Below are 24,347 nucleotides of genomic sequence, written 5' to 3' on the forward strand. Positions count from 1 at the left end.
TTGACAAAACGAGAAAAACAAGACAGAGCGGGCAACGTAAGACAGAACGGATGGCGTACGGATTTGCTTGCGGTTAATGGATGATGTGCATGTGCGATGCTGTTTCTACAAGTTCATAGCACACAGGAACAAGGAACAAAATTCCAAGTTGCCATACAACTGATGCAGTAATGTCACTCAGAGTGGCAACATATCTATTGGTTGCCGCCGGTTGTTTGAGAGCCACGTGTATCAGTTTGGTAAGTATGGGACAGACGACAACATATCCCAAAATGTAGGGAAGAAAAGCCGTCTTTGATTCCGGATATGACAGAGATTCGGCAAACACCATGCAAAGCTGCACAAATAGCAAGAGGCCGATAAGCCCTTTAAGTCCCATTTGAGGAACTTGCCAAATGGTGTTTTTGGCAAGCTTTTGCAGTTGCGGCCGTGCAAACCCAATAAACGCCAAGAGTGCTATCAACACAAAGCCAGCGCCAATCAATACAGTTAAAGCGTCGCGAGTCTCTGATAAGTCCATACTATTCCCCACAAACCAAGAAAAGCAAATCAAGAAGAGCAAATCAAAAGAGCATGCCGAGAAGGGTGTGCAGAGAAGGACGTGCTGAGAAACCCTTCCTGCCCTAGGGGCGCTTATCCAGGAAAAACCATCTGAGCAATCGGCATGAAAATATTGGTTTGCCCGGCTAAATCTTCGATAATGATAGCGGCAGAGACAACAAAGATTAAACCGCTGCAGACCCCGAGCACCTTTTTCACGGCGGCATTGGAAGCGTGCTTAGAAGATCGCTGGAGTAAAACGGAGATAATACACGCGATTGCGGTAATGACAACTACCTCGAAAAGAGCCTGAGGCATTGTTGCTTCTGTGTGGATGAGCGCGTTGATAAGGTAACCCATGGAAATCCAATCTGTTTGCACAATATGAAACAAAAGAATCATACATAAGATTATGCCAAAGTGCTTAAACAGAGCTTGAGATTTTCCGTGAGTGTAACGATGTCGTGTTCAACGTTTTGTGGATGTGCAAAGAGATCTTGGTAGAGAACGGTAAGGTTTTTCTCAAAGTCCTGAGGAAGAACGCGAGCCTGCTCAAGTGCAATTTGCACCATGCGCTTTTCGCCGGGATGAGTGAGTTCATTCATGGCAAAGATGATGTCGAAGTATGACTCCATGTAGGCTGCGGTTCTATGGTTGACGCTGACGATGTCGTTTCTTTTCAGCGCTTTTATGATTTGCTTGTCGTACGACGGAAGATTTCCTGAAAGCAGCCGCATGTTGCGCTCAATAACGTTTTTCTTTAGTTGAGAGGGATAGGGAACGGTGTACTTCTCCTGTAGGTCGCGAAATTTTCCTTCTCGGTCAAAGAGAATCTTGCTGTGAAGCAAATTGTGCCACATGCACGTGGTGTAGCCGTTATGTGCAACATGATCAACGACAACCGATGAAATATCCTTTGAGAATGCGTCCAGGTTGCGATGCAGGATATCAATGTCGATGCCATCTTTTAACGTGCAATTATCTTCCAGCTCCCAAAAATGGTTGCCGAGTTCTATGTAGGAGCAGCATTCTTTTAGAATGTTCAAACGTGTCTCTTCAGAAAGGGGGCTTTTCTCGTATACGTAGAGGTCGTAGTCAGATTTCTCGTCATAACGGGTACCGGCACGCGAACCCCCCAAAGCAATCGATTCGACCTCCGGCAGTTCAGACAAGTAGGCGCAAAGTTTCTCGAAATACATGGCTACTCCGTATCGCTCCGTGGTTGCTTCTGCTCCGGTAAATTCTACAGATTTTTTCTGTTGATAATGAGCCCAGAAATGATCAGTACCCAAGCACAAATAAACAGCACAGCTGCAAGCCATAGGGGAAGCCGATAAAGACATTGATCCGTTAGGATTACGCATGCGCCAAGTACGACACCGAGTATGGTAATTTTGCTCGCCGAGTTTTCTCTTTTGGACTGCTCAGAAGTCATATGGCGTTTCTCTTGTAGCTTTTTGAGTACCCGCATCTTGGCCTTTTTGATTCTCGCTGCATGTTTCTGGGTAAAAATTACTCCTATGATAGTCATGCCAAATGCAAGTCCCAAGCCAAAATCTCCCATAACTTCGTATGGTGCAATGGAGCCAAGATTCAACAACTGGATTGCGAGAAACGCTACAAACCCCAGAAGCCCAATGATAAAGAGCCAGTGCAGCCTTTGCAACAACCGTTCCTTTTCATCGTTACTGTAATCGGCGACTTCCAATATGGTCTCGCGTAATTCTTTGTCCATATGCTCACGTGTCCTTTCTCCGCATAAGATTTCTCGAAGGTCGACCGCGTAAAAATCAGACAATTCCATCAGGATGTCCAGGTCCGGCATGTTGCTGCCGGTTTCCCATCGAGAAACCGTTCTGCGCGTAACACCCATTTGTTCTGCAAGCTGTTCCTGGGTAAGCCCTTTTTCTTTTCGCAACTCCTGAAGAACTTTTCCTATTTTTACGATATCCATGGATTGGCGACCTCCTTTCGAGCCCATCTTACCGTTGGCTGCTCTTACAAAACAGGACATAAAGTGAGCAATACTCTTTATGAGCTATATTGTCCACAGGACATTTTGTGTCCCTTATAAATAATAGGGCAGAGTCTCGCTGTAAAACAAATCGTAGGTTATCTCTTATCGCGTGCCGATAAATGAATCCACGCGGTCAGCTTTTTGCAAAACTCTTCCGGATGCAGTGTAAAAAACTCAGCATGATCCATTCCTGCATTTTCAATGATTTGTGCGTGGGGGAACATTTTGCGAATGTATGCGATGTCCCATTTTCGTGGCCCTTTCTCAGCAGAGCCGTACCAATATGCTATGCGGCAATTAATGGATGGAGCGGATTTTGGCATGGAGTAATTATTGCAGGAGTAGAACGAACGCCAGATGGTTTTTGCGCTCATGCCGGACATAGCCTCTTTGATGTATGCAACGTCGTTTTCCGTATATTTTTCGGGATCGAACATGCCTCGCAACGCCTTGATGCTCATGTGTTTACCGATTTCCAACATTATGAAATCGCGAATACCGATGAGGTATGTCAGTGGTTTCCAGAGTTGATAGGGGGTCATACCACCGTCTATTACGGCGCAGTCAACGGATATCTTTCTGGTGGCAAGCATTCGCGCTACAACGGCCCCACCCAAAGAGCAGCCATAGAGGCATGTAATGCTGTCGAGACCGTGATGCATAAGCCATGAGGCCATTTCGTCGGCAATCTGCTCCACACTGGTAAAGTCAGTTTTTGGCATATCCGGGTCAAAGCCGGGTAGTGCAGGAATAACGAGGTGGTAGTGCTTTTGCAATGTTGGTATCACATAGTTGAAAATGTCCCATCGCACACCAAGTGGATGGAACAACACAAGAACATCTTCGTTTTTCTCGCCAAACTCGTGAACGGTCATTGTTCTCCATATCTAGCAAGAGAATAGCGTCTTATACAACATTATATTTGAAGTATGGTGTCATCCAGTAAAAACTGCTCGACTCCAACATATAAAATACCGTTTTCGTCTTGCCAGGGTCGTATGTGGTCACGGGTTACAACGATCTTTCCGAAAGAATCTGGAATACGGACAAGAGATGCAATTTCCTGCATTCTCTTTTCTGGTTCTGTTATAGACAATGCCGACTGGATATAAAGACGCTTATCGCCTTTGTTTACGATAAAGTCTACCTCCAGTTGTTTTCGAATCTTCTTGCCTTCTGGCGTTTTGATGTTCTGCTCAATAATACCTACATCTACATCGCAACCCCGTCGGATTAAATCGCAGTAGAGCACATTTTCCATGATGTGTGTTTCTTCCTGCTGTCGGAAGTTGAGCTTTGCGTTTCTTAATCCTACGTCAGTGTAATAATACTTTAGTGGGGTTTGTATATATTTTTTACCTTTCAGATCATACCGATTAGCTTTGTTTATCAAAAACGCTTCAACAAAATAATCAAGATAAAGATTGACTGTTGTAGGATTGATGGTAATTTTCTTTTCGCTTAAAAATGTGTGTGAAAGCTTTGTGGGATTTGTTAGAGATCCTACTCCTGAAGCGACAATATTCAAAAGATCATCTAAGACATCGGTATCATTTTGTATGGTATGACGTTCGATGACATCTTTCAGGTAAGTATGCTGAAATAGTTCGCGAAGATATCTGCTTTTTTCTTCATGTGTGGGCAGTGTTAAAACAACAGGCATTCCTCCATACGTATAATAATCGGACCATGCATTTTCCCTCTCATCCTTATATGCCTCGCTGAACTCGGCAAACGAAAGCGGATAGATGCGAATTTCATCTCCCCGATCACGAAACTGTGTCAGTATATCCGTAGAGAGCATCTTTGAATTACTTCCTGTTATGTAAATGTCTGCATTTTTAATCTTCATTAATCCAAGAATTACATCAACAAAAGTCAGCTTTGCGGTTTTATCGGGTACATAAGGATTCTGAATCTCCGCCACAAACTGTATCTCATCAAGCAATATATAGTATCGTTTTAAGCTATCGGTCATTTTTTGTCGAATATAGTTGTCAAGTTCAATCGGATTTCTGTATTTTGCATTCGTGAGCTCATCAAGAGCAAGCGTTATGATTTGATTATTATCAATTCCATTTTTGTGGAGATATCTGGTGAATAATTCGAATAGCAGATACGACTTCCCGCACCTTCGAATTCCCGTGATGATTTTTACTCTCCCGTTGTTCATTTTGGCAACGAGCTTCTGCATGTATTGTTTTCTCGCAAATTCCATCTGATTGCCATTCTCTAGAAGTAAATTTTGCGGATTCCGCATTTTTTACTTGAGTATGTTGTAACAAACTATAAGAGGTTTTTTAATTTAATTCAAGTAAATTTTGCGGATTCCGCATTTTTTACTTGAGTTTCCGTGTGACAACAGAACCACCGTCTCCACATGCTTCGTATGCGGAAACATATCCACCGGCACAATGCGCTCTGGCTTATAGCCGCTGGCGAGAAGAACTTCCAGGTCGCGAGCCTGCGTTACGACATTGCACGATACGTACACCACCCGTTTCGGTGCCAGCTGCTCAACCGCCTTGAGGAAGGTTGGTGTAGAACCTGCGCGCGGTGGATCAAGAACGACAACGTCATAGGGAGCTCCGCGCTTGGCCTCTTGTGCAATAAAACGTGTGGCATCGTCGCAGACAAACCGTGCGGAGACTGCATTGGCGCGGGCGTTTCTCTTGGCCATGGCGATGTTGTTTTCAACCTGGTCCACGCCGATAAGCTCAACGGGAATTCCGCGAGAGCCGGCTTCCTTGGCCGCACAGATGCCGATGGTTCCGGTGCCGCAATACGCATCAAGAATCCTGAGAGGGCAGCCGCTAAGGGAATCTGCGCGGTCACGGCTTGTATGGCAGTTGGAACTCCCGCTGCTAGGGAAATCTGCATCGTCACGGCTTGTATGGCAGTTGGAATTCCCGCTGCTAAGACGCTCGTCGTTGCTTTTCTCGCATACGCCGAAAACACCTTCAAGCGCCAGCCGATACAAGACCTCGGTCTGCTCAGGGTTGGTTTGGTAGAAGCTTGTGGGCCCAATCTCAAACGTGCAGTTCAAAAGCTTATCATGCATGGTCGCTGCCCCTGCGAGTACGCGGGTTTCTCGCCCCAAAATGGCGTTCGTGCGTCTCTGATTGACATTGAGAACAATGCCGGTAATTTCGGGATGTAGTCTCTGAAGTGTGGATATGAATTCCCGTTCATGCGGAAGACGCTGGCCGTTGGCAACAAGAGTCAAAAGCATCTCGTCTGTGGCGTATCCCGTACGGATAACGGCGTGGCGAAGTATTCCTCGGCCGCGGTCCTCGTCGTAGGCACGTACGTTAAAGCGAGAAGCAAGTCGCGCCACGTCGTTTAAGATATCGCGTGCACGCGGATCTTCTACAAGACACGCCTCACACGTCACAATACGATGAGTTCCTGCGGCATAAAAGCCTGACCGCACGCGACCACGTGCTCCCGGTGCAAAGGGAGTGGCGGCCTTATGTCTGAAGGCACGTGGCTCCCTCATGCCGCGGATGTCCTCTACAGAAACGCCGAACTTCTCGCCAAGAGGTCCTAATAGCTCAACTACCTGCTGCTGTTTGCGCTTGAGTTGAATGGGATAGGGGACCGATAACCACTCGCAGCCTCCGCAGGAGCGGGCAATAGGGCATGTGGGTGTGCGATATCCCATAAAATCCCCTCAATCTCCCCAAATGTATCCAGTTGATTGCAACATTTCAAATCTTGCAAATTTTTCTGCAGAACATTGTAGGCTATTACGCAACAACGCGCTGCAACGTCCGGCGTCGAGCACCACCGCTCGGCGACGTGCAACGTCCAACGATGCGTTGCAACGCGCGAAACTCTCGGCACATTGGCGCCGTTGATACGAGGGGATGGGAAGGCTATGGCACTGGTAAGCAAAATTGGCATCATCGGAACAGGTCACGTGGGAGCACATGTTGCAAATGCGCTGCTGTTTAAGGGGCTTGCAACAGAGCTTTATCTGAGCGATCTGGACGAGGTTCTTTGTAAGGCCCAGGTAAATGATTTGCTTGATGCTATGCCCTTTTATCCGCATCCTGCTCGTGTATTTGAGGTTGACACCCGCTACGAAGAACTCGCCGACTGCGACATCATTGTGAATGCGGCGGGGCATATTGAAGCTGCGGCAGCAAGTCGCGACGGCGAGCTTTTTGTCACTACCGACGAGGCGCGCACATTCGCAAAGCGCATTTCCGACGCCGGCTTCAAGGGTATATGGGTGAACATTGCAAATCCGTGTGACGTTGTTTCTACCGAGATTCAGTACCTCACCGGCTGCGATCCCACACGAGTCATCGGCTCCGGCACTACGCTTGACTCCGCGCGCTTCCGTCATGCGCTTTCCGTAGCAACGGGCTATCCTGCAAGCTGCATTAATGCGTGGATGCTTGGCGAGCATGGCAACGGTCAGTTTGCCCTGTGGTCGCATGTAACGTTTGGCTGCCTCACGGATAAAGAGGTTGAAGCTCAAACCGGTCTGAAGTTTGACCGCGCCCAGCTTGAGCAGGACGCGCGCATGGGCGGCTATGTTACCTACAAGGGCAAGCACTGCACCGAGTACTCCATTGCAAACGGTGCCGTTGAGGTTATCGGAGCCATCGTCAACGATACGAAGCTCGTAACTCCGGTATCCACGCTGCTTGACAACGTGTATGGAGCATCCGGGTTCTACTCCTCACTTCCGGCTGTCATTGGTAAAGACGGTGTCGAGAAGGTCCTTGTGCCCGAGCTTTCCGATAACGAGATTGCGGCTTGGAAGAAGTCATGCGAGCACGTCAAGGGCAATATCGACCAGCTTGATTGGCTTAAGGTGGATGCTCGCGTGGAGTAGTGGCCATCTTGCCACCACATCTTAAAACCTTGTTGTAAACTGTTTCTTCTTGGCAGACATTCGTTTTTAGGAGACAGCGTGAGCACCGAGAAAATCATTCATTCCAAGAGTGGCTGGCTTATGTGCGGTATTTGCATAGTATTGTTCGCTCTTGCGGCATACCTTTTTGTTACTCTTATGACAACATTGGGAGGCAGTCATTCTTCAAGAGCAACGGTGTACCTGTTGGGAATCGTTTCCATTCGCTTAAGCGTGCTGCCCGTTGTGCTTGCCGCTTGCTTTGTGGTGGGGATTTTCTGCATGAGCGGGCTCTTCTCGCTTCAGCCCGGTCAAGCTCGCGTGTGCGTGCTTTTTGGTAAATACGTAGGAACCATTCGTGACGAGGGTCTTCGGTGGGCCAATCCGTTTTATGCAAAGTCGCTTGGCAATTCCAGCGGCGCAGGGGATCTTGCCGGAAGCTTTATTGCTTCCGCTCGAAACCGTACTTCGGTAATCTCGACGCGTGCGCGTACGCTGAACGGAGAAGTCCTTAAGGTCAATGATCGCATGGGCAACCCCATTGAAATTGCCGAGGTTGTTGTGTGGCGCGTGGATGATACCGCCAAGGCCGTTTTTGATGTTGATGATTACGAAAGCTATGTAAATATGACTGCCGAGACGGCCCTTCGCCATGTGGCAAGTATCTACAACTACGACCACATGGAAGACGAATCTGAGTCGAGCAGTGCCATTACGCTGAGATCCAACATCGAAGAAATCTCCGAGGCACTGAAGGCTGAGCTTTCTCGAAACCTTTCGGTAGCGGGGATTTCCGTGGATGATGCACGTCTGACGCACCTGTCCTATTCACCGGAGATTGCTCAGGCAATGCTGCGCCGCCAGCAAGCGGAAGCCATTATCGCTGCGCGTAAAAAGATTGTCGAAGGTGCCGTTTCAATGGTTGAGATGGCTCTTAAACAGCTTTCGGAAAACGGTGTCGTTGATTTTGACGATGATCGTAAAGCGGTTATGGCGTCAAATCTGATGGTCGTTTTGTGTGGTGAGTCGGAGGCACAACCGGTGCTTAATACCGGCTCTCTTCAGCAGTAATTTCAGCAGTAATACTCGATAAAAAGCCAGTAAAACTGAGCAGTATTTAAAAAAGTCTTTTTTGACAGTCGGCGTACAAAACAGTACTGTTTTGTACGACAGATATGATGTTGCCTATTGAGAGGTTAATTATGACCGATGTTATTTCCGGATCAGCAGAATCTGCGGCTCCTGTCTTAAATGTTCAGCACTTTACTAAGAAATACGGAAGCAAAGTGGCAGTCAATGATTTGACGCTTAATGTGTTGCCTGGTGATATCTATGGCTTTATTGGCCATAACGGCGCAGGAAAAACAACGCTCATCAAATGTATCGTCGGCGCACAGCCATTTGAGGGTGGAGAGATTTACGTTGACGGCAAAAACGTCGTGAACGATCCAATCGCAACCAAGCAGCTTATTGCCTACGTGCCCGATAACCCGGATATCTATGAGTTTATGTCCGGCATCAAATATCTTAACTATGTTGCAGATATCTTTGGTGTTCCCGCGCAGGACCGCGTGGAGCGCATTACGGTGCTGGCAAATCGCTTGGGAATTACCGATTCTTTGGCTAATCCAATCTCCAGCTTCTCACATGGTATGAAGCAAAAACTTGTGCTTGTGAGTGCGCTGCTCCATGAGCCCAAGCTTCTTGTTTTGGACGAGCCGTTTGTGGGGCTTGATCCCGCCGCCAGCTTTGAGCTGAAAAAGATGTTGCACGAGCTGGCTTCTCGTGGATCTGCAGTGTTTTTCTCCAGTCACGTGCTAGAAGTTGTCGAGAAGCTCTGCAACAAGATTGCCATTATTCGTGAGGGCAAGCTTTTGGCCGCCGGCGAAACCGAGGAGATTCGCGGCAATTCTTCGCTTGAGGAAGTCTTCTTGGGCATGGAAGTCGGTGCACCTGGCGTGACCGATGAGTTGGCTGCTGATATGGCAGCTGCCGAGAAGACCGCTGCGTCGGAAACGCCTACCGCACCGATGAACCCATCCGCGCCGCAGGCTCCTTCTCCCAAAGCTCCCGTCAATCAAGAAGGTGATCGGTAATGGCCGACTCAAGACCTCCCGTACCGGGCGAGGAATTTGATGAGCTTTCGAAAGATGACTTTACTCCTGCAGAAGTAACGACGGCAGATGTAGCTCCGGCAAATCGGGAGAGTTTCAAGCTTCCTTCCAATCTCAAAGCGTTATGGCTCCTGTTGAAGGTGCAAGTTCTTTCAGTATGGACTAGTCAGAGATTAGGTCGTCGTCGCAACGGTAAGCATGGTGCCAACGGACTGACGATAGCCGTTCTTGTTTTTGCCATCATCGGTGTTCTTGTGATGGCGGGTTATTTGTATGTCTTTGGCTTCGGGCTTGCCACGCTCGGCTTTGCCAAACTTGTGCCGCTTGTTGCGGTGCTTATCGCCTCGCTTGCAGGTGTTGCGTTTACGTTTGCAAAGGCAAACGGCGTGTTGTTTGGTTACAAAGATTACGACTTCATTATGTCGTTGCCGGTTAAGAAAACGGTTATCATTGCCTCGCGCGTCGGCGCCATGTATTCGGTGGAGATGTTTTGGGCGCTTATCACCATGGTACCTTTGTATGTGGGCTACTTCTCGGTGATGGCCATAACACCGTTGCGTGTATTGGCGGCACTTTTGTCCGTTTTGCTTGCTCCCAACCTGGCAACGTCCGTGGCCATTTTGCTCTCATGGGCTCTGACGGCTCTCGGTGCAAAGTTGCACCTTAAAAACTTCAATACCATCATCGGTGGTATTTTTGGCATGGCGATTGCCGTTCTCTATATCGTGGGAGTGGCATCGTTTTCCGGCATGATGGGTCGAGACGGCGGCGTTTCATACGCCATTATCAACTATAGAGAAGTTATATTTAATGCAGCAAATACCGTTGGTGCCATTTATGTACCTTCGCTTCTGGTATCCAATGTCTTCGCTACTGGAAACGTGTTGAGTCTGCTTATCTTTATCGTGTTTTCGGTGGGCTCCCCGGCACTTGTTATCGCACTTCTCGCCAAATTCAACGACCGCGTCAACGCGTTGGTGGTAACTCAGGCTGCCAACAAGAGGTTTACCTCCACTCAGATTTCAACAAAAGAAAGCGGAGCGTTCCGAGCGATGGTAATCAAAGAGTTTCGCACGCTTTTTGGATACCCCGCATACTTTTTCAATACGAGCTTTGGCATGGTTATCTGTGTGATTCTTGCTCTTGTGGTGGCATTTTTTGGGGTCAACGGATTTGTTGCATCAATCGTTGAAGATGATGTGGATGTTGCCCGGCTGGTTGCACCGATTGTGCGCACAATCTTTGGATTTATGTCTACGTATTTTATATGCTTGTTCACGGCGGCAAGCTCTACGGCAGCGGCAGTATCCTACTCCATGGAAGGTCATTCCAACTGGCTTATGGCAACCATGCCGGTAACGGCACGACAGGTCTTTGGCTCAAAAATTGCGGCCAATATGCTCTATATTGTGGTAGGACTCCTGCTTTCAAATGGCATTTTGCTCATTTCTGGCAATATTGCTTTTGGTACGGCGGTGAGGAATTTTATTGTGCCGCTCTGCTTCTGCTTCTTCTCGGCAAATCTGGGCATGGCCATTGATGTGCGCCGTCCCAATTTTGACTGGGCGAGTGTCACCGAGGTAACAAAGCGTGGTATGTCGGTCATGGTGTCTTCGCTTGTGAGTGTCTTCGGCTCTATGATCGTTTTGGGAGTAAATTTTGTGCTCTTTGCGCTTCCGTCGTTTGTCAGCATGATGAACGGAGGTCCTTTGATGAGTGAAACACCTCTTAATGTGGGCATGATATGCACGTCGCTTATCTTTGCTGGCATAGGTGCCATCCTCTTTTCAGATACCGTTCGCCGAGGAGTCGTAATTTAACTTTTTATTCCAAAACCCTCTTGATTTTTTAGGACGAGCTTTCTACCAGCAATTATATAGCGAGAAGAACCCCTGGTCCAAAATTATAAGAACACCTGCACATCGCGTTCGGCGATACGCAGGTGTTTCTTTTATGGCAATGCATTAGGGTGGGGGTGCGAGAGGTTTTAGCCCGGCAGCCGGGTGCACGTTTGTAGAGGCACCTTTCAGTCTGCCATGAGAAGAGGAGGTCTATGGAGTAAGGGTGATAATACGCGCGGATGTTATGCGCACCATGCACGTAGAGTTACGTATAAACCTGCAATAAATGGAGGAAAACCATGAAAGGAATTAGTGTGCGGAGTGAAGTCGCACCGCTTAAAAAGGTGTTGCTTCACCGCCCTGGTAGGGAACTTCTTAATCTCACCCCGGCGTCAATGGAAAGGTTGCTCTTTGATGATATTCCATTCCTAAAAGTTGCACAGGAAGAGCATGACGCGTTTGCTCAGCTTCTTCGCGACAATGGTGTCGAAGTTGTGTACCTTGAAGACCTCATGACGGATGTCCTCAGGCTTCATCCTGAGCTTAAAGAGCAGTTCCTGATGCAGTGGCTCGAAGAGGGCGGCATTCACACGGAAAAGTGGCAGCAGAAGCTACTCTCGTATTTGACTGAGAATTTTGAAGGCAAAGAACTCATCCTTAAGACGATGGAAGGAATCAATCTTAAGGAGTGCTACGACGTTGAGCGCAACCACTCACTGGTTGACATGGCTTCCTTTGAGCAGAAGCTGATTGTCGATCCGATGCCCAACCTGTACTTTACTCGCGATCCATTTGGTTCCATTGGATCGGGCATCTCTCTGAACAAGATGCGCTTCCCAACCCGTAACCGCGAGACGATTTATGCGGATTACATCTTCAAGTATCACCCTGATTACACAGGCACTCCGCTTTACACAAAGCGTACTGCGTTCTTTAACATTGAGGGTGGCGATATCCTTAACCTCAATGACAAGGTCTTGGCCGTTGGCGTTTCACAGCGCACAAGCCCCGAGGCTCTTGAAGCTCTTTCGATTAATCTTTTTGCGGATCCGGATTGTACGATTCGCACAGTTCTTGCATTTGCTATTCCTTCTTCCAGGGCATTCATGCACTTGGATACCGTCTTCACGGCAATTGACTACAACAAGTACACCGTTCACCCAGAGATCGTGGGACCGCTCCAGGTCTTCGAGATTACTCCGGGCACCAATGGTCACCGTCTGAACGTTCGTGAGGTCGACGCTACGCTGCATGATGTTCTCTGCAAATACACTGAGGTGGACGACGTGGATCTTATCACCTGTGGTGGCGACGATATGATCGCAGCCCAGCGTGAGCAGTGGAACGACGGCTCCAACACTTTGGCTATTGCGCCTGGTACGGTAGTCGTATACGAGCGCAACGATGTGACGAACCGCATCCTCCAGGAGCATGACGTTCATGTTCTGAGCATTCCAAGCGCCGAGCTTTCCCGTGGTCGTGGTGGCCCCCGCTGCATGTCAATGCCACTGGTTCGCGCCGAGTAAACTGCACGTATATTTATTAAAAGGGAGAATATTATGGGAGTTAATGTTCGTGGCAGGAGCTTTCTGACACTACTTGACTATACACCCGACGAGATTCGTTATCTCTTGGACTTATCGGTTGAGTTTAAGAACATGAAGCGCAACGGCGTAGACCACAGCTGGCTCAAGGGTCGCCAGGTTGTCCTTCTGTTCGAAAAGACTTCAACTCGTACTCGCTGCGCTTTTGAAGTGGGTGCAAGGGATTTGGGCATGGGAGTCACCTTCCTTGACTCCGGCTCTTCTCAGATGGGCAAGAAGGAGTCTTTGGAAGATACTGCAAAGGTATTGGGCCGCATGTTTGACGGCATTGAGTATCGTGGTTTTGACCAGGAAGTTGTTAAGGATCTGGCAAAGTATTCCGGCGTTCCCGTCTGGAATGGCCTCACCGACGATTTCCATCCCACACAGATGCTTGCAGATATCATGACGGTTCAGGAAGAGTTCGGCGATGTTCGCGGACGTAAACTGACGTTCTTCGGTGACGCTCGCAATAACGTAGCTAACTCGCTGATGGTTGTCTGCGCCAAGCTGGGTATGCATTTCTGCGCTTGTGGTCCAAAAGAGCTTATGCCTAAGCAGGAGCTTATCGACAAGTGCGAGGCAATCGCCAAAGAGACGCATGCCGTCCTTGAGTTTACCGATGACGTTAAGGTTGGCGCCAAGGATGCGGATGTTTTGTACACCGACATCTGGCTGTCCATGGGTGAGCCTGAAGAGCTTTGGGCCCAGCGCATTGAGCTGCTTCGTCCGTATCAGGTCAACAAGGAGGTTATGGCAGCTGCTAAGCCAACGGCCATCTTCCTCCACTGCCTGCCAAGCTTCCACGATCGTCACACAACCATTGGCGAGAACATCTATCAGAAGTATGGTCTTGAGGCTATGGAAGTTACTGACGACGTGTTCTTGGGTCACCAGGCTCGTGAGTTTGAAGAGGCTGAAAATCGTATGCACACCATCAAGGCTGTGATGTACGCAACCTTGAAGTAACAACAGAACTACTGTGGTCGTGCTTGGGAGAATTGCTTCCGTAAGTCTCCCAAGCAACGACTCGAGGGAGATATGTGATTCATATGTCTGTACAACAAAAAACGAGGAAGCGCCTTGGCACATACGGCATACTTCTTCTTGTACTGCTCTTTGTTGCAATCTGCACATGGCTTACCAACGGTCAGCCGTATATAACGGATGAGGGCGAGCAGGCTGCAGTTATGGGAGCCACTTTCCAGCAAATCCTTATGGCTCCGATTGCCGGCTTCCATGATGCAAGTGAAGTCATTGGCTTCGTATTCTGCTTGGGTGCCTTCTTGGCCCTGGTTAATGCAACCGGTGCTTTGGAAACAGGAATTCATGTTCTTGTTAAGAAGCTTAAGGGCAAGGAACTCATCCTTGTGTGGGTTTTGATGTTCTTGTTCTCGATAGGCGGAACAACCTACGGCATGGGTGAGGAAACCGTTGGTTTCTACATTTTGCTTGCGGCTACAATGACGGCTGCCGGAATGGACCCCGTGGTTGGTGCAGCCACCGTATTGCTGGGCGCCGGCTCAGGCGTTCTCGGCTCGACCATCAACCCCTTTGCTACGGGTGCTGCCGTTGACGCAGCGCGTTCAGCGGGCGTTGAGGTTAACATGGGTATCCTCTATCTTGAGGGCGTTATTCTGTGGCTTGGCACCTATCTGATTTCCGTAGTTGGAGTTACAAAATACGCAAGGCATGTCATTGAAACAAAGGGTTCAATCCTGACGGCCGATCAGCTTTCCGAGTGTGAAAAAGCGTACGGCAATATGGAAATTAGCGATGAGGAGAAGCTCACCGGCAGGCAGAAAGTCTGCATGATTATTTTTGCGCTTACCTTTGTCGTCATGATCCTCGGCTTTATTCCTTGGGGCGATCTCAACGAGTCCATCGCAGACGGACTTGCGTGGACGTCTATCCTTACCGGCAAGGCGCTTGGTTCTTGGTGGTTTGATGATGCGGCAACATGGTTCATGCTCATGGGTATCATCATTGGCATAGTCGGTATGACCGATCGCTCAAAGATGGCAACAACCATCATCTCCGGCATTGGCGACATGGTCTCCGTTAACGTTGTTATCGCACTTGCCCGCGCAACAGCGGTACTGATGTCACAGACAGGACTCGGCAGCTGGATGGTTCAGGCTTCGGTTACTGCCCTGACACAATCCGGTATGCCTGCGGCACTCTTTGGGTTCTTGGACTACATCCTTCATATTGGTCTCAGCTTCCTGGTGCCGTCTTCTTCCGGCCTGGCCGCGCTCTCCGCACCGATTGTTTCACCAATCGTTTCCGGCCTCAACTGGTCGGTGGAGACTTCCATTATGTGCAACGTTGCAGCCAATGGTCTTGTAAACCTGTTTACACCAACCTGCGGCTTCATTATGGGTGGTCTTGCACTTGCTCGCATTCCATACGAGACATGGCTCAAGTGGGCAGCAAAACTTCTGGTTATCATTGGAGTCTTTGTCGCTGTCGTACTGACGGTCTTCATGCTGGTATTGAGCTAATAAAAGCTGCCTTTATATAAAACACCGTTCATACGGTCGGTCGGGTTTCTCGGCCGGCCGTATTTGCATGCTCGGTGTACGTGTGCTCTGTTTGGGACGAGAAGTTCTACCGAGGTGGCATGCCGGTGATACAATGAGCAAACCTGCAGCATACGAGTAAAGGGAACAAGATGCAGAAGTTTGTAACGGACAAAGATTTTTGGGATCTGTTTCCGGAGGCGGCGATTGGCGTTTTGTCCGTGCGTGGTCTCAAAGAGGACAATCTGACAGAGACTCAGAAAAACGAAATTAAAGACATACTTGCCGAGGCAAATAAGCAGGCTACAAAGTATGTTCCCAATGAGCCTATCTCCGCAAATGACGTAGTAAAAGTGTGGCGTCAGGCATATCAAAAGTTTCCTACCAAAAAAGGTGCTCGCTGCGCCATAGAGGCGCTGTTAAAGCGTGTGTTGCATGATACGCCGGTGAGGTCTATCGTTCCGTCGGTAGACATTACAAATGCAATATCGCTTAGGTATGCGTTTCCCATAGGTGTCGAGAATATCGACGCATTCGTGGGAGATCTGCACGTGGGTATTATGAAGGGCGATGAACCTTTCCGACCCATCGGATCTGATTGTGACGAGCCTCCGCTTCCGGGAGAGCTTGCATATTATGACGGCGAAGGCGTTGTGTGCAGGTGTTGGAACTGGCGCGATGGTCAGCGAACGCAGATGCAGGACAACACGCCAAATGCATTTATCGCCATGGAATGCGTAGAGCAGGGACGCAGAGAAGATCTTCAGAAGGCTCTGGACGATCTTGCAGAACTTCTGACAACATATTTACATGCGGAAATTGTAGCCTCCGCAATCGTTACCAAAGACAATCCCGAGGTTGTTTTGAGGTAAGAATCCGCGATAAAGCGTTCTTAATACGGCGCGTACCCCGCGCCGTATTTTTTATCGTACATACCGTTCGCCGAGGAGTTGTGCGGAGGCCTGCAGCGAGGGGTTCTTTTCGCTCTTTCAAATACTATCTTCTACCAGCTAAGACATAGCGAGAAGAATAAGTTTCGGCAAAACTTTTTGATGCGGTGATTGTCACTCGTCGATATGTGGGTGCTTCCGGCGCAGCAATGCTTTACGGTAGAAAAGCTAGAGGTTTTCTTGTTCGGTGGTGTGCCGGCAGGTTTGCGCGTTGATATGGTACGCGCCCTTCTCGGCTGCTACCGCAGTTAGAGGAGGCATCATGGCCGAAAAAGGTGTTGAGCGCGTTAAGAATGTGGTTTTGGTGGGCCAAGGCGGCGTGGGCAAGACCATGCTTGCGGAGGCAATGTTGCACCTGACGGGTGCTACGACCCGTTTGGGTGGTCATGCAGGCACCAAGCCCACGCTTGATTACGATACCGAGGAATCCGAACGAGGATTTTCTATTTCCACCACAATTGCGCCCGTAGCTTGGAAAAATACGCGTATCAACGTATTGGACGCACCGTGCTATCCGGATTTTGTCGGTGACGCATATGCTGCGATGAGTGCCGGCGAGACCGCCGTCTTTGTCGTTGACGCGGCAAGTGGCCCCGGTACCATTACTACGCGGCTCTGGTATGCCGCCGAGAATCTTTCCCTTGCGCGCGCTATCTTTATCAACCGTCTTGATCGCCCGGATGCGGATCACAATACGGCCATGGAACTCTTGCGTGAGCGCTTTGGCAACAAGCTGGGTTCCGTAACAATCCCCATGGGCTCCGGCGAGGCGTTTAGTGGCGTGATTGACGTTGTGCACCAGAAGGCTCGCCACCTGGTAGACGGGAAACCGGTAGTAGAAGATATACCCGAGGAATACGCTGCCGCCGCAGCCGATGCGCGCGCCGCTCTGACCGAGCTGGTGGTTGAAGCCGACGATGAGCTCATGATGCGCTATCTTGACGGTGGTGAGATCACTCAGGAAGAGCTTGAGGGTTTGCTCAATAAAGCGCTGGTTGACCGCGTGTTTGTACCGGTATTTGCCGGATCGTGTGTGCGTGAGGAAGGCGTTATCGCCTTTATGGACGCCGTTGAGGGCTGGTTCCCGCAGATGGCTGATTTTGGTCGCATTCCGTTGGTGAATGGCGAGCAACTCGATATTTCTCCGGATGACGAGCGTCCCGTTGCGTTTGCCTTCAAATCGCTGCAGGATCCTCAGAACGGTCGTCTGACATTCCTGAAAGTATTGGCGGGAACGCTCCAGCCGGGTGTTGAGCTCACCAATGCACGCACACGTAAGGCCGAGCGTCTTTCGCATCTGTATCGCATGTGCGGCCGTGAGACCACCGACGTTACCCGCGCCGCTGCGGGAGACATCGTGGTAGTTCCCAAGCTTGAGGTGCTGACGGGAGATACGCTTTCTGCGACGGGTAAGGTTGAAGCCGCGGCGTTCCGCTTCCCCAACTCGCTCTATCGCATTGCCATTGAGCCCGACGAGCGCGGTGCGGAGGGCAAACTCTTTGCGTTTTTGGAGAAGGCCGCTGCCGCAGATCCTACGCTTCGCATTGAGCGCGATGAGGATACCGGTCAGACGGTCGTCTCCGCCATTGGCGAAGCACAGGTAGCCGTATTGCTTGATCGTCTGGAATCTCGTGCCGGTGTGGGCGCCCATAAAGTGGCACTCCGCATCCCATACCGTGAGACCATCCGCCGCGTGGCAAGCGCGCAAGGTCGTCATAAGAAGCAGACCGGTGGTGCCGGACAGTATGGTGACTGCTGGCTTCGCGTTGAGCCCAATCCCGATGCAGGGTATGAGTTTGTGGATGAAGTGGTGGGAGGCCACATTCCACGCGGTTTCATTCCTGCCATCGACAAGGGCGTGCAAGAAACCATGCGTGAGGGCGTGCTGGCGGGATATCCCATGATCGACATCAAAGTTGCGGTATACGAAGGCAGCTATCACCCCGTGGACTCCAACGAGATGGCATTTAAGACGGCCGCCCGCATTGGTTTCCAAAAGGCTATTGACCAGGCAGAACCCGTACTTCTCGAGCCGATGGCTCATCTTAAGATCACCGTTCCCGACAGCTATGCCGGATCCGTGATGGGCGACGTTTCTGCATCGCGCGGTCGCGTAGAGGGCATGAATGCCGGTACGGGCACGGCGCTTGGGCAGACCACCATTGAGGCAACCGTCCCGTATGCCGAGGTAACCGATTACGCCACGCGCCTGCGCTCTCTTTCGCGTGGTACCGGTGAGTACGAGGTGGAACTCTCAGGGTATGAGCAGGTTCCTCATGACATCCAAGCCAAGTTGGCCGCTGAGTATGCAGAGCGCCGTGCGGCGGGAGAGCGATAAGAGCAGGTCACGGGCTAAGAGCCAATCGCTTGGGCCAGCGCCCAACACTCGCACTGGCGTCCAGCGCCTACGCTAAGCCCGCAGCGAAGTAAAACAGCTGGTATCTGCACTGAGCCTGTATCAATACATGAACGACTCGATGGAGCATCCGACAAACGGGTGCTCCATTCTTATGAAAACGTCACCTTTTTGTAAGTTAGTTCGATGGAACGTACGACAATCGTGGTACATGATGGAAACGCTTAATACTCTCAGATGGCGAGAAGTGAAAGAATGAGAAAAGAGCGTGATGGCATGAGTCTGCTTTCAAAAATTGCAATCGGTAACGTGAGACGTAATCTAAACGACTTTGGCGTGTATTTTGCCGCTCTTGCAGCGGGTGCTTGCCTTATGTATTCCTATGCCGCATCCGGAGACTACCTCTTCAAACTGGTTACGGATGAGTCGGTTCGGGGACTCTTCGTGGCAGAAGCGAATTACAGTTTGGCCTTTGGCATATTGCCGCTTTTGGTGTTTTTGAATGTCGCTTCGTATGCCAATAAGTTCCTCATTCGTCGTCGGCTGCCGGAGTTTGCCCTTTATGAGCTGGCCGGTCTTGAGAAGCGCAACGTTACAAGCGTGCTGCGGCTTGAGACCGCCATCGTTGCGGGCAGCGCACTTGCGGCCGGACTTATATTGGGCGTTCTCATTTCACCGTTCGTTGAGATGATTGTTGCATGGGCATATCGGTTGCCGGTGCGTTTTGTTATGGTCTTCTCGCCGCTTGGCATGGCGGTGACTATCATTGTATTTGTATTGACGATTCTGGTGTTGTCCCGGGGAAGTCGACGCGTACTACGTAAGTCAACGCTCCTCCGAATGATGAGCGCAAAAAAGGAGAGCGATTCCTCCAAACCCATTTCGGTTGGTCGGGCGATTGTGGATCTGATTTTTGGCGTGGCTCTGGTAAGCGTTGTGTATGTGGTCTGTGCAAACGTTCCCGTGGCCTTTTTGGGACTCATGATCCCGCTGGGTGCGTGCGCCATTTTTGGGTCGTTTTTTATATTTCGAGCAACACTGGTACTACTGCCGCGTCTTATTAAGCATATTCCCGCCGTGTGGTATCGAGGCCTGACGGCGTTTACGGTGCGGCAGACCGAAGGTGTGGCACGTAATGCCTCAAAGGCGATGACCTGTTCGGCAGCTCTTTCTTCAGTTGGTATGTGCATGTTTGTGTTTGCAGTGGTCCTGCACGATCAGATTGGAGTTATGGCATTTGAAGGCGGCGTGCAAACGGATGATATTCCAGGTATTTTTGGTGCGCTTATCTTCACGTGCGCGTTTTATGCGGTCGTACTTTTGGTCTTTGCTTCGGTCATTTTGGCAATACAACAGCTGTCGTTGGCTGCCGATAACCGCGAGAGGTACCGCAAGCTTGTTGAGTTGGGCGCCTCACCGCAAATGCTTTCAAAGAGCCTGCTTATGGGTGTGCTGTTTAACTTTATCTTGCCGGGAATTTTTACGGTCATTCACGCCATCTTTGGACTGAACGTTATCCGCTTTATGGGACAGGAGATGTTTCAAGCTGATATTGAGCCTGCCATCTGGCCTGTTGCAGCACTCACGCTTGCGGGTTTTGTTGTTTATTTCCTTATCACATACGCAGGAGCCAAAAGAAACGCACTGGCATAAAGACGCGTATAAAATGCAAGACGGTGGTTTGGCGCAAGAGCGTACGTACGAAATCGGTGATATGGTATGCGTATGAGGTAATGAAACCAAACAAACCGCGGAGAACGGACATGCGTATGCCGGGTATATTCAACTTTGGTCAAAGCAAAAACGAGAAAAACAAAGACGGGGATATGAGCTCTCGGAGCAGCAAGGACAGGAAGCCTGACGGTCAGAAGCTCGTACCGGAAACACGCAGGTTGGCTCTACGCTTTTGCGGAGAGGTTCAGGGTGTCGGTTTTCGTTGGACATCGCAGATAGTGGCAGACCGCGTGGGTTGTACCGGTTGGGTAAAAAACGAGTTTGACGGCAGTGTTTCCATGGAGCTGCAAGGAACGGACAAACAAATAGGACTCTGGTTCAAAGGGTTTGCAAAGTCCTATGCGCATCGACCGCTTAGGTATCATATTGACGAGAAACGCGAGCTTACTCCCATAGCTGATGAGCACCGTTTTGAAGTTCGATTTTGATTGTGCTTCAGGGCCTTTCGTATAACGTAGCCGTATGTGGGGTACTAACCTTTAGCATCCCAGCATACAGAAAGGTCTCGCATGTATCTCGAGAAGATTAATGATCCTGAAGATGTTAAAAAACTTGATGCGACAGGCCGCCAAGGCCTTGTTGATGAAATCCGCGCAGCACTTTTGAGCCGTGCGTCCAAACATGGTGGTCACTTTGGTCCTAATTTTGGCATGGTAGAGGCTACCGTTGCACTACACACGGTATTTGATTCCCCGCATGACCACATCGTCTACGATGTATCTCACCAAACGTATCCGCATAAGATGCTGACCGGTCGCAAAGAAGCGTTTACGGATCCCGAGCACTACGACGATGTCTCGCCTTATACGGACCCTGATGAGACTCCGCACGATCTCTTTAAGATAGGGCACACGTCTACTTCCGTCAGCCTTGCGCTTGGACTTGCAAAAGCCCGTGATTTGCGCGGCGGGCACGAGAATATCATTGCCGTAATTGGCGACGGCTCAATGTCTGGTGGAGAAGCGCTTGAAGGCTTGAATGTGGCCGGCGAGCTTGATTCAAATTTTATCGTTGTCTTCAACGATAACCAGCGCTCTATTGCCGAGAACCACGGCGGTATGTATGACCGGTTTAGAGAGCTTCGTGAGTCCAATGGCACTGCTCCTAATAACCTTTTCAAAGCTATGGGTCTCGATTATGTTTATGTCAACGACGGAAACGACACCGAGACTCTTATCGCCGCATTTAAACAGGTAAAAGACATTGATCATCCTGTGGTGGTGCACATCAACACGCTCAAAGGCAAGGGATACGAGCCCGCCCTTAAAGACGAGGAGGCGTGGCATTGGCACGGTCCCTTTGACATTGCTACCGGTCAGAGTCTAAGCGACGGCCCCGCCCCTGAGTCATACACCAATCTTGCCGGGGAGTATCTGCTCAAACGTGCTGAGACGGACGAGAATCTCCTGGTTGTTGCATCTGCCGTTCCGTTTGCGTTGGGCATGTCGCCTGAGCGTAGGAAACGCATGGGCAAGCATTATCTTGATGTGGGCATTGCGGAAGAGACAGCCGTAGCGATTGCTTCTGGCGCGGCCCATGCGGGCGCGCACGTGGTATGGGGTTCCTCAACCACCTTTCAACAGCGCGTATACGATCAACTGAGCCAAGATCTTGCGCTTAACAGCAATCCTGCGGTAATCGTGGGTAATTCCGGTTCGGTGTGGGGCATGAGTGACGTGACGCATGCGTCGTTCTGGACGATTCCGATGATTGCCAACATTCCCAACATCACCTACCTTGCGCCAACGAATGCCGAAGAGTATCTTGCGATGCTTCGTTGGGGTCTTGACCAAGAGAAGCACCCGGTCTTTATTCAGGTTCCCGGCGGCCCTGTCCGCCACGCCAAAGGCCCCGTGCGCAAGTCCTATGATGATCTGCGCTCTGAGGTAGTGCGTCGTGGCTCTAAGATAGCAATTTTTGGTTTGGGTAGCTTCTTTGACATGGGCGAGAAGACCGCTGATATCCTTCGTGAATCCCTTGGCTTTGAGGTAACCCTGGTGAATCCGCTTTTTGCCTCCGGCCTCGACAGCGGGCTGCTTGATAATCTGGCGGTGAACCATGACATCTTTGTGACGCTTGAAGACGGACAGCTGGAAGGTGGCTGGGGCCAGACCCTTGCCTCCTACTTTGGCAATTCGGACAAACACGTGCTCAATTACGGTATCAAGAAGGACTTCTATGATCGCTTTGAGGCAGATAAGCTTCTGCATGAAAATCGCTTTGAGCCGGGACTTATTGTGGCTGATATCCGAGCGGCACTCCGGCGCTGCGGCAACTAGCGCGTCGCTGGTGTCGCTTTCCGAGCGCGCTTAATACTTTGCTTTATATAGCGCCTGGCTGCATGTGTGTAGTCAGGCGTTTTTTCTAACTGCTTAGGCGTATTTAGTTTTATGAGGGACATCCATTTCAAACTTATCCACAATCAAAACTTTAGTGTACAGAGTCAAAGTCATACCGTTCGCGGAAGCGTCTTTCCTGCTACTTGACAAAATTATGCGGGGGGGGGGGGGGTATCTTCAATGAAATCTGACAGGAAAGGGGATTTGAAATGGGTAGTAATTTTCTTACCCGCCGTTCTGCAGTCAAGGTACTTGGCGGAGCAGGCCTATCAATCTTGGGGTCTAGTCTCGTAGGCTGTTCTCAGCAAAACGGAAAGAGATTCCCAAAAGTCATTACTCCAAAATCCGTAATTGAAAGCGATCAAAAGACGGTATGGTTTAGTGGCTTTGAAGAAGATGTTAGTGTAAAGAAAGAGGTATATGGGTTTTTTGTTTTGGGTCAGAATACTGCAGCATACTATGACCTTAATAAGACCCTAACTATGGGAGACGTTACACGTATGAGCGATGAGGAACTCGTTAAAAAGGCCACTGAAGATTTTTCGCAATCACCAGAATCCGGTTATTACAAGCTTACATTGCTTCAAGATAAAACTGGTAATGACGTAGAAGCAGAAACACTAGGCTTCATGGACTACTACTTTGAAAATGGATCAGAAAAGAGCAGCGGGAACATGTTGGGTATAACTTCTGAAACTAAGAAGTTTGGTACGATATATGATTTCGATTTCGTTGGTTTTACTGAAAAATATGTCTACTGGTCACAAAAAGGACCGCGTGAGGTCGATCATGAAGATTTTAAGGTCGAAATGGACTCAGAGAGTGGCGGAATGTTCACCCGTATTCCTAAAGGGACAAGTTCAAATTATTCTTTCAAGCTAGACTCACTGGATTCTGGAATAGAAGTGAAGTAAAAAAGGTCAACGGATCTATTAGTATCCTAAGAAGTGATGAGTACCTTAGTACCCATCACTTCTTTTTTAGATAGTGCAGTGAGGGAGCTATGCACAAATCTACATAGAGCCGACTACCTCTAAATGTAATACAATATTAGTAGTATATTTACCGGTGAGATGCTTGTATTGGGATTTGACAGTAATTCGCGCCCAATTGAGATGTTCGTAGCGGCTCAAGAAGATGCTTGGGTTATATATCATGCTATGACACCACCAACAAAGAAATTTCTTTCAGCCATTAAGCGTGCTCCAAGAAAGGAGATCTAATGGGATACAAATTAGCTAACGGAAAGTATTTGTCCGATGATGAAATCGAAAAGATTGCTGATGAATATGAAAATGATCTTTGGGACGGAGAGCTTGATTTTATCGTTCCCGGCCGTCCTCCTCATCCAAATCAAGAATTGAAGCCGGTGACGGTTAAACTCCCTGTGGCGATGCTTCAGGCGATTGCGGCAAAAGGAGTTAATCGCTCAGATTTTATCCGTCGCGCTATTGCAGCTGCGCTATAAGCGAGTGCATCGATGC

Annotated in this window: 21 protein-coding genes; 14 read left to right on the forward strand and 7 right to left on the reverse strand. The window is 49.5% G+C overall.

The genetic code is table 11. From position 1 onward, the window contains the following. Nucleotides 1–73 precede the first annotated feature (73 nt). From ATORI0001_RS03515 to ATORI0001_RS07640, 7 genes are all read right to left on the reverse strand, one after another. Nucleotides 74–520, reverse strand: a complete 447-nt coding sequence (locus tag ATORI0001_RS03515; protein WP_003149327.1) for a hypothetical protein — start codon at nucleotides 518–520, stop codon at nucleotides 74–76. Between the two features lie 113 nt (nucleotides 521–633). Further along, complete coding sequence (locus tag ATORI0001_RS03520; protein WP_003148948.1) at nucleotides 634–942, reverse strand: hypothetical protein; 309 nt, start codon at nucleotides 940–942, stop codon at nucleotides 634–636. 8 nt (nucleotides 943–950) lie between these two features. Next, nucleotides 951–1,739, reverse strand: a complete 789-nt coding sequence (locus ATORI0001_RS03525; protein WP_003149665.1) for a nucleotidyltransferase domain-containing protein — start codon at nucleotides 1,737–1,739, stop codon at nucleotides 951–953. A gap of 44 nt (nucleotides 1,740–1,783) precedes the next feature. Continuing rightward, entirely contained in the window at nucleotides 1,784–2,494 is a 711-nt protein-coding gene (locus tag ATORI0001_RS03530; protein WP_003149456.1) for a helix-turn-helix domain-containing protein, read from the reverse strand. A gap of 158 nt (nucleotides 2,495–2,652) precedes the next feature. Next, nucleotides 2,653–3,432 (reverse strand): alpha/beta fold hydrolase, encoded by a 780-nt coding sequence (locus tag ATORI0001_RS03535; protein ID WP_003149016.1) that lies wholly within the window; start codon nucleotides 3,430–3,432, stop codon nucleotides 2,653–2,655. A 41-nt stretch (nucleotides 3,433–3,473) separates the two neighbouring features. Then, nucleotides 3,474–4,775, reverse strand: a complete 1,302-nt coding sequence (locus ATORI0001_RS03540) for an ATP-binding protein (RefSeq protein ID WP_003148991.1) — start codon at nucleotides 4,773–4,775, stop codon at nucleotides 3,474–3,476. 87 nt (nucleotides 4,776–4,862) lie between these two features. Next, nucleotides 4,863–6,221, reverse strand: a complete 1,359-nt coding sequence (locus ATORI0001_RS07640; protein ID WP_003149240.1) for a class I SAM-dependent RNA methyltransferase — start codon at nucleotides 6,219–6,221, stop codon at nucleotides 4,863–4,865. 216 nt (nucleotides 6,222–6,437) lie between these two features. Between ATORI0001_RS07640 and ATORI0001_RS03550 the strand changes: the two genes are divergently transcribed. The 14 genes from ATORI0001_RS03550 (at nucleotide 6,438) to ATORI0001_RS03615 (ending at nucleotide 24,331) form a co-directional block, all read left to right on the forward strand. Continuing rightward, nucleotides 6,438–7,406, forward strand: coding sequence for a lactate/malate family dehydrogenase (locus tag ATORI0001_RS03550; protein ID WP_003149302.1), 969 nt, complete (start codon nucleotides 6,438–6,440; stop codon nucleotides 7,404–7,406). A gap of 78 nt (nucleotides 7,407–7,484) precedes the next feature. Beyond that, on the forward strand, nucleotides 7,485–8,495 hold the full coding sequence (locus ATORI0001_RS03555) for an SPFH domain-containing protein (RefSeq protein ID WP_003149595.1): 1,011 nt from the start codon (nucleotides 7,485–7,487) through the stop codon (nucleotides 8,493–8,495). Between the two features lie 104 nt (nucleotides 8,496–8,599). Then, the gene (locus tag ATORI0001_RS03560) at nucleotides 8,600–9,520 is read left to right on the forward strand and encodes an ABC transporter ATP-binding protein (protein ID WP_244851836.1); all 921 of its coding nucleotides are present in this window, start codon (nucleotides 8,600–8,602) and stop codon (nucleotides 9,518–9,520) included. Beyond that, nucleotides 9,520–11,358 (forward strand): hypothetical protein, encoded by a 1,839-nt coding sequence (locus ATORI0001_RS03565; RefSeq protein ID WP_003149425.1) that lies wholly within the window; start codon nucleotides 9,520–9,522, stop codon nucleotides 11,356–11,358. The genes ATORI0001_RS03560 and ATORI0001_RS03565 overlap by 1 nt, the downstream gene beginning before the upstream one ends. Nucleotides 11,359–11,678: 320 nt before the next feature. Next, on the forward strand, nucleotides 11,679–12,905 hold the full coding sequence (locus ATORI0001_RS03570; protein WP_003149575.1) for an arginine deiminase: 1,227 nt from the start codon (nucleotides 11,679–11,681) through the stop codon (nucleotides 12,903–12,905). Nucleotides 12,906–12,938: 33 nt separating this feature from the next. Beyond that, nucleotides 12,939–13,931, forward strand: a complete 993-nt coding sequence (gene argF / locus ATORI0001_RS03575) for an ornithine carbamoyltransferase (RefSeq protein ID WP_003149004.1) — start codon at nucleotides 12,939–12,941, stop codon at nucleotides 13,929–13,931. Nucleotides 13,932–14,014: 83 nt separating this feature from the next. After that, the gene (locus ATORI0001_RS03580; RefSeq protein WP_040324543.1) at nucleotides 14,015–15,466 is read left to right on the forward strand and encodes a YfcC family protein; all 1,452 of its coding nucleotides are present in this window, start codon (nucleotides 14,015–14,017) and stop codon (nucleotides 15,464–15,466) included. A 170-nt stretch (nucleotides 15,467–15,636) separates the two neighbouring features. Then, entirely contained in the window at nucleotides 15,637–16,356 is a 720-nt protein-coding gene (locus ATORI0001_RS03585) for a B3/B4 domain-containing protein (RefSeq protein WP_003149388.1), read from the forward strand. 340 nt (nucleotides 16,357–16,696) lie between these two features. Next, complete coding sequence (locus ATORI0001_RS03590; RefSeq protein WP_003149600.1) at nucleotides 16,697–18,772, forward strand: elongation factor G; 2,076 nt, start codon at nucleotides 16,697–16,699, stop codon at nucleotides 18,770–18,772. A gap of 273 nt (nucleotides 18,773–19,045) precedes the next feature. After that, nucleotides 19,046–20,443, forward strand: a complete 1,398-nt coding sequence (locus ATORI0001_RS03595) for an FtsX-like permease family protein (protein WP_003149589.1) — start codon at nucleotides 19,046–19,048, stop codon at nucleotides 20,441–20,443. 110 nt (nucleotides 20,444–20,553) lie between these two features. Next, the gene (locus tag ATORI0001_RS03600; RefSeq protein ID WP_003149105.1) at nucleotides 20,554–20,952 is read left to right on the forward strand and encodes an acylphosphatase; all 399 of its coding nucleotides are present in this window, start codon (nucleotides 20,554–20,556) and stop codon (nucleotides 20,950–20,952) included. 81 nt (nucleotides 20,953–21,033) lie between these two features. Beyond that, nucleotides 21,034–22,803, forward strand: coding sequence for a 1-deoxy-D-xylulose-5-phosphate synthase (locus tag ATORI0001_RS03605; RefSeq protein ID WP_003149686.1), 1,770 nt, complete (start codon nucleotides 21,034–21,036; stop codon nucleotides 22,801–22,803). A gap of 269 nt (nucleotides 22,804–23,072) precedes the next feature. Beyond that, nucleotides 23,073–23,777, forward strand: coding sequence for a hypothetical protein (locus ATORI0001_RS03610; RefSeq protein WP_003149008.1), 705 nt, complete (start codon nucleotides 23,073–23,075; stop codon nucleotides 23,775–23,777). Nucleotides 23,778–24,085: 308 nt separating this feature from the next. After that, a complete protein-coding gene (locus tag ATORI0001_RS03615; protein ID WP_003149365.1) occupies nucleotides 24,086–24,331 on the forward strand; it encodes a ribbon-helix-helix domain-containing protein in 246 nt (81 codons plus the stop codon). Nucleotides 24,332–24,347 lie beyond the last annotated feature (16 nt).

Origin of the sequence: Lancefieldella rimae ATCC 49626, from assembly GCF_000174015.1 — a bacterium.
Taxonomy (GTDB): domain Bacteria; phylum Actinomycetota; class Coriobacteriia; order Coriobacteriales; family Atopobiaceae; genus Lancefieldella; species Lancefieldella rimae.

Bases quoted from the DNA above. Each gene is read 5' to 3' on its own strand.
- ATORI0001_RS03515 (WP_003149327.1), bottom strand. From the start codon at position 520: ATGGACTTATCAGAGACTCGCGACGCTTTAACTGTATTGATTGGCGCT.
- ATORI0001_RS03520 (WP_003148948.1), bottom strand. From the start codon at position 942: ATGATTCTTTTGTTTCATATTGTGCAAACAGATTGGATTTCCATGGGT.
- ATORI0001_RS03525 (WP_003149665.1), bottom strand. From the start codon at position 1,739: ATGTATTTCGAGAAACTTTGCGCCTACTTGTCTGAACTGCCGGAGGTC.
- ATORI0001_RS03530 (WP_003149456.1), bottom strand. From the start codon at position 2,494: ATGGATATCGTAAAAATAGGAAAAGTTCTTCAGGAGTTGCGAAAAGAA.
- ATORI0001_RS03535 (WP_003149016.1), bottom strand. From the start codon at position 3,432: ATGACCGTTCACGAGTTTGGCGAGAAAAACGAAGATGTTCTTGTGTTG.
- ATORI0001_RS03540 (WP_003148991.1), bottom strand. From the start codon at position 4,775: ATGGAATTTGCGAGAAAACAATACATGCAGAAGCTCGTTGCCAAAATG.
- ATORI0001_RS07640 (WP_003149240.1), bottom strand. From the start codon at position 6,221: ATGGGATATCGCACACCCACATGCCCTATTGCCCGCTCCTGCGGAGGC.
- ATORI0001_RS03550 (WP_003149302.1), top strand. From the start codon at position 6,438: ATGGCACTGGTAAGCAAAATTGGCATCATCGGAACAGGTCACGTGGGA.
- ATORI0001_RS03560 (WP_244851836.1), top strand. From the start codon at position 8,600: ATGATGTTGCCTATTGAGAGGTTAATTATGACCGATGTTATTTCCGGA.
- ATORI0001_RS03565 (WP_003149425.1), top strand. From the start codon at position 9,520: ATGGCCGACTCAAGACCTCCCGTACCGGGCGAGGAATTTGATGAGCTT.
- ATORI0001_RS03570 (WP_003149575.1), top strand. From the start codon at position 11,679: ATGAAAGGAATTAGTGTGCGGAGTGAAGTCGCACCGCTTAAAAAGGTG.
- argF (WP_003149004.1), top strand. From the start codon at position 12,939: ATGGGAGTTAATGTTCGTGGCAGGAGCTTTCTGACACTACTTGACTAT.
- ATORI0001_RS03580 (WP_040324543.1), top strand. From the start codon at position 14,015: ATGTCTGTACAACAAAAAACGAGGAAGCGCCTTGGCACATACGGCATA.
- ATORI0001_RS03585 (WP_003149388.1), top strand. From the start codon at position 15,637: ATGCAGAAGTTTGTAACGGACAAAGATTTTTGGGATCTGTTTCCGGAG.
- ATORI0001_RS03590 (WP_003149600.1), top strand. From the start codon at position 16,697: ATGGCCGAAAAAGGTGTTGAGCGCGTTAAGAATGTGGTTTTGGTGGGC.
- ATORI0001_RS03595 (WP_003149589.1), top strand. From the start codon at position 19,046: ATGAGAAAAGAGCGTGATGGCATGAGTCTGCTTTCAAAAATTGCAATC.
- ATORI0001_RS03600 (WP_003149105.1), top strand. From the start codon at position 20,554: ATGCGTATGCCGGGTATATTCAACTTTGGTCAAAGCAAAAACGAGAAA.
- ATORI0001_RS03605 (WP_003149686.1), top strand. From the start codon at position 21,034: ATGTATCTCGAGAAGATTAATGATCCTGAAGATGTTAAAAAACTTGAT.
- ATORI0001_RS03610 (WP_003149008.1), top strand. From the start codon at position 23,073: ATGGGTAGTAATTTTCTTACCCGCCGTTCTGCAGTCAAGGTACTTGGC.
- ATORI0001_RS03615 (WP_003149365.1), top strand. From the start codon at position 24,086: ATGGGATACAAATTAGCTAACGGAAAGTATTTGTCCGATGATGAAATC.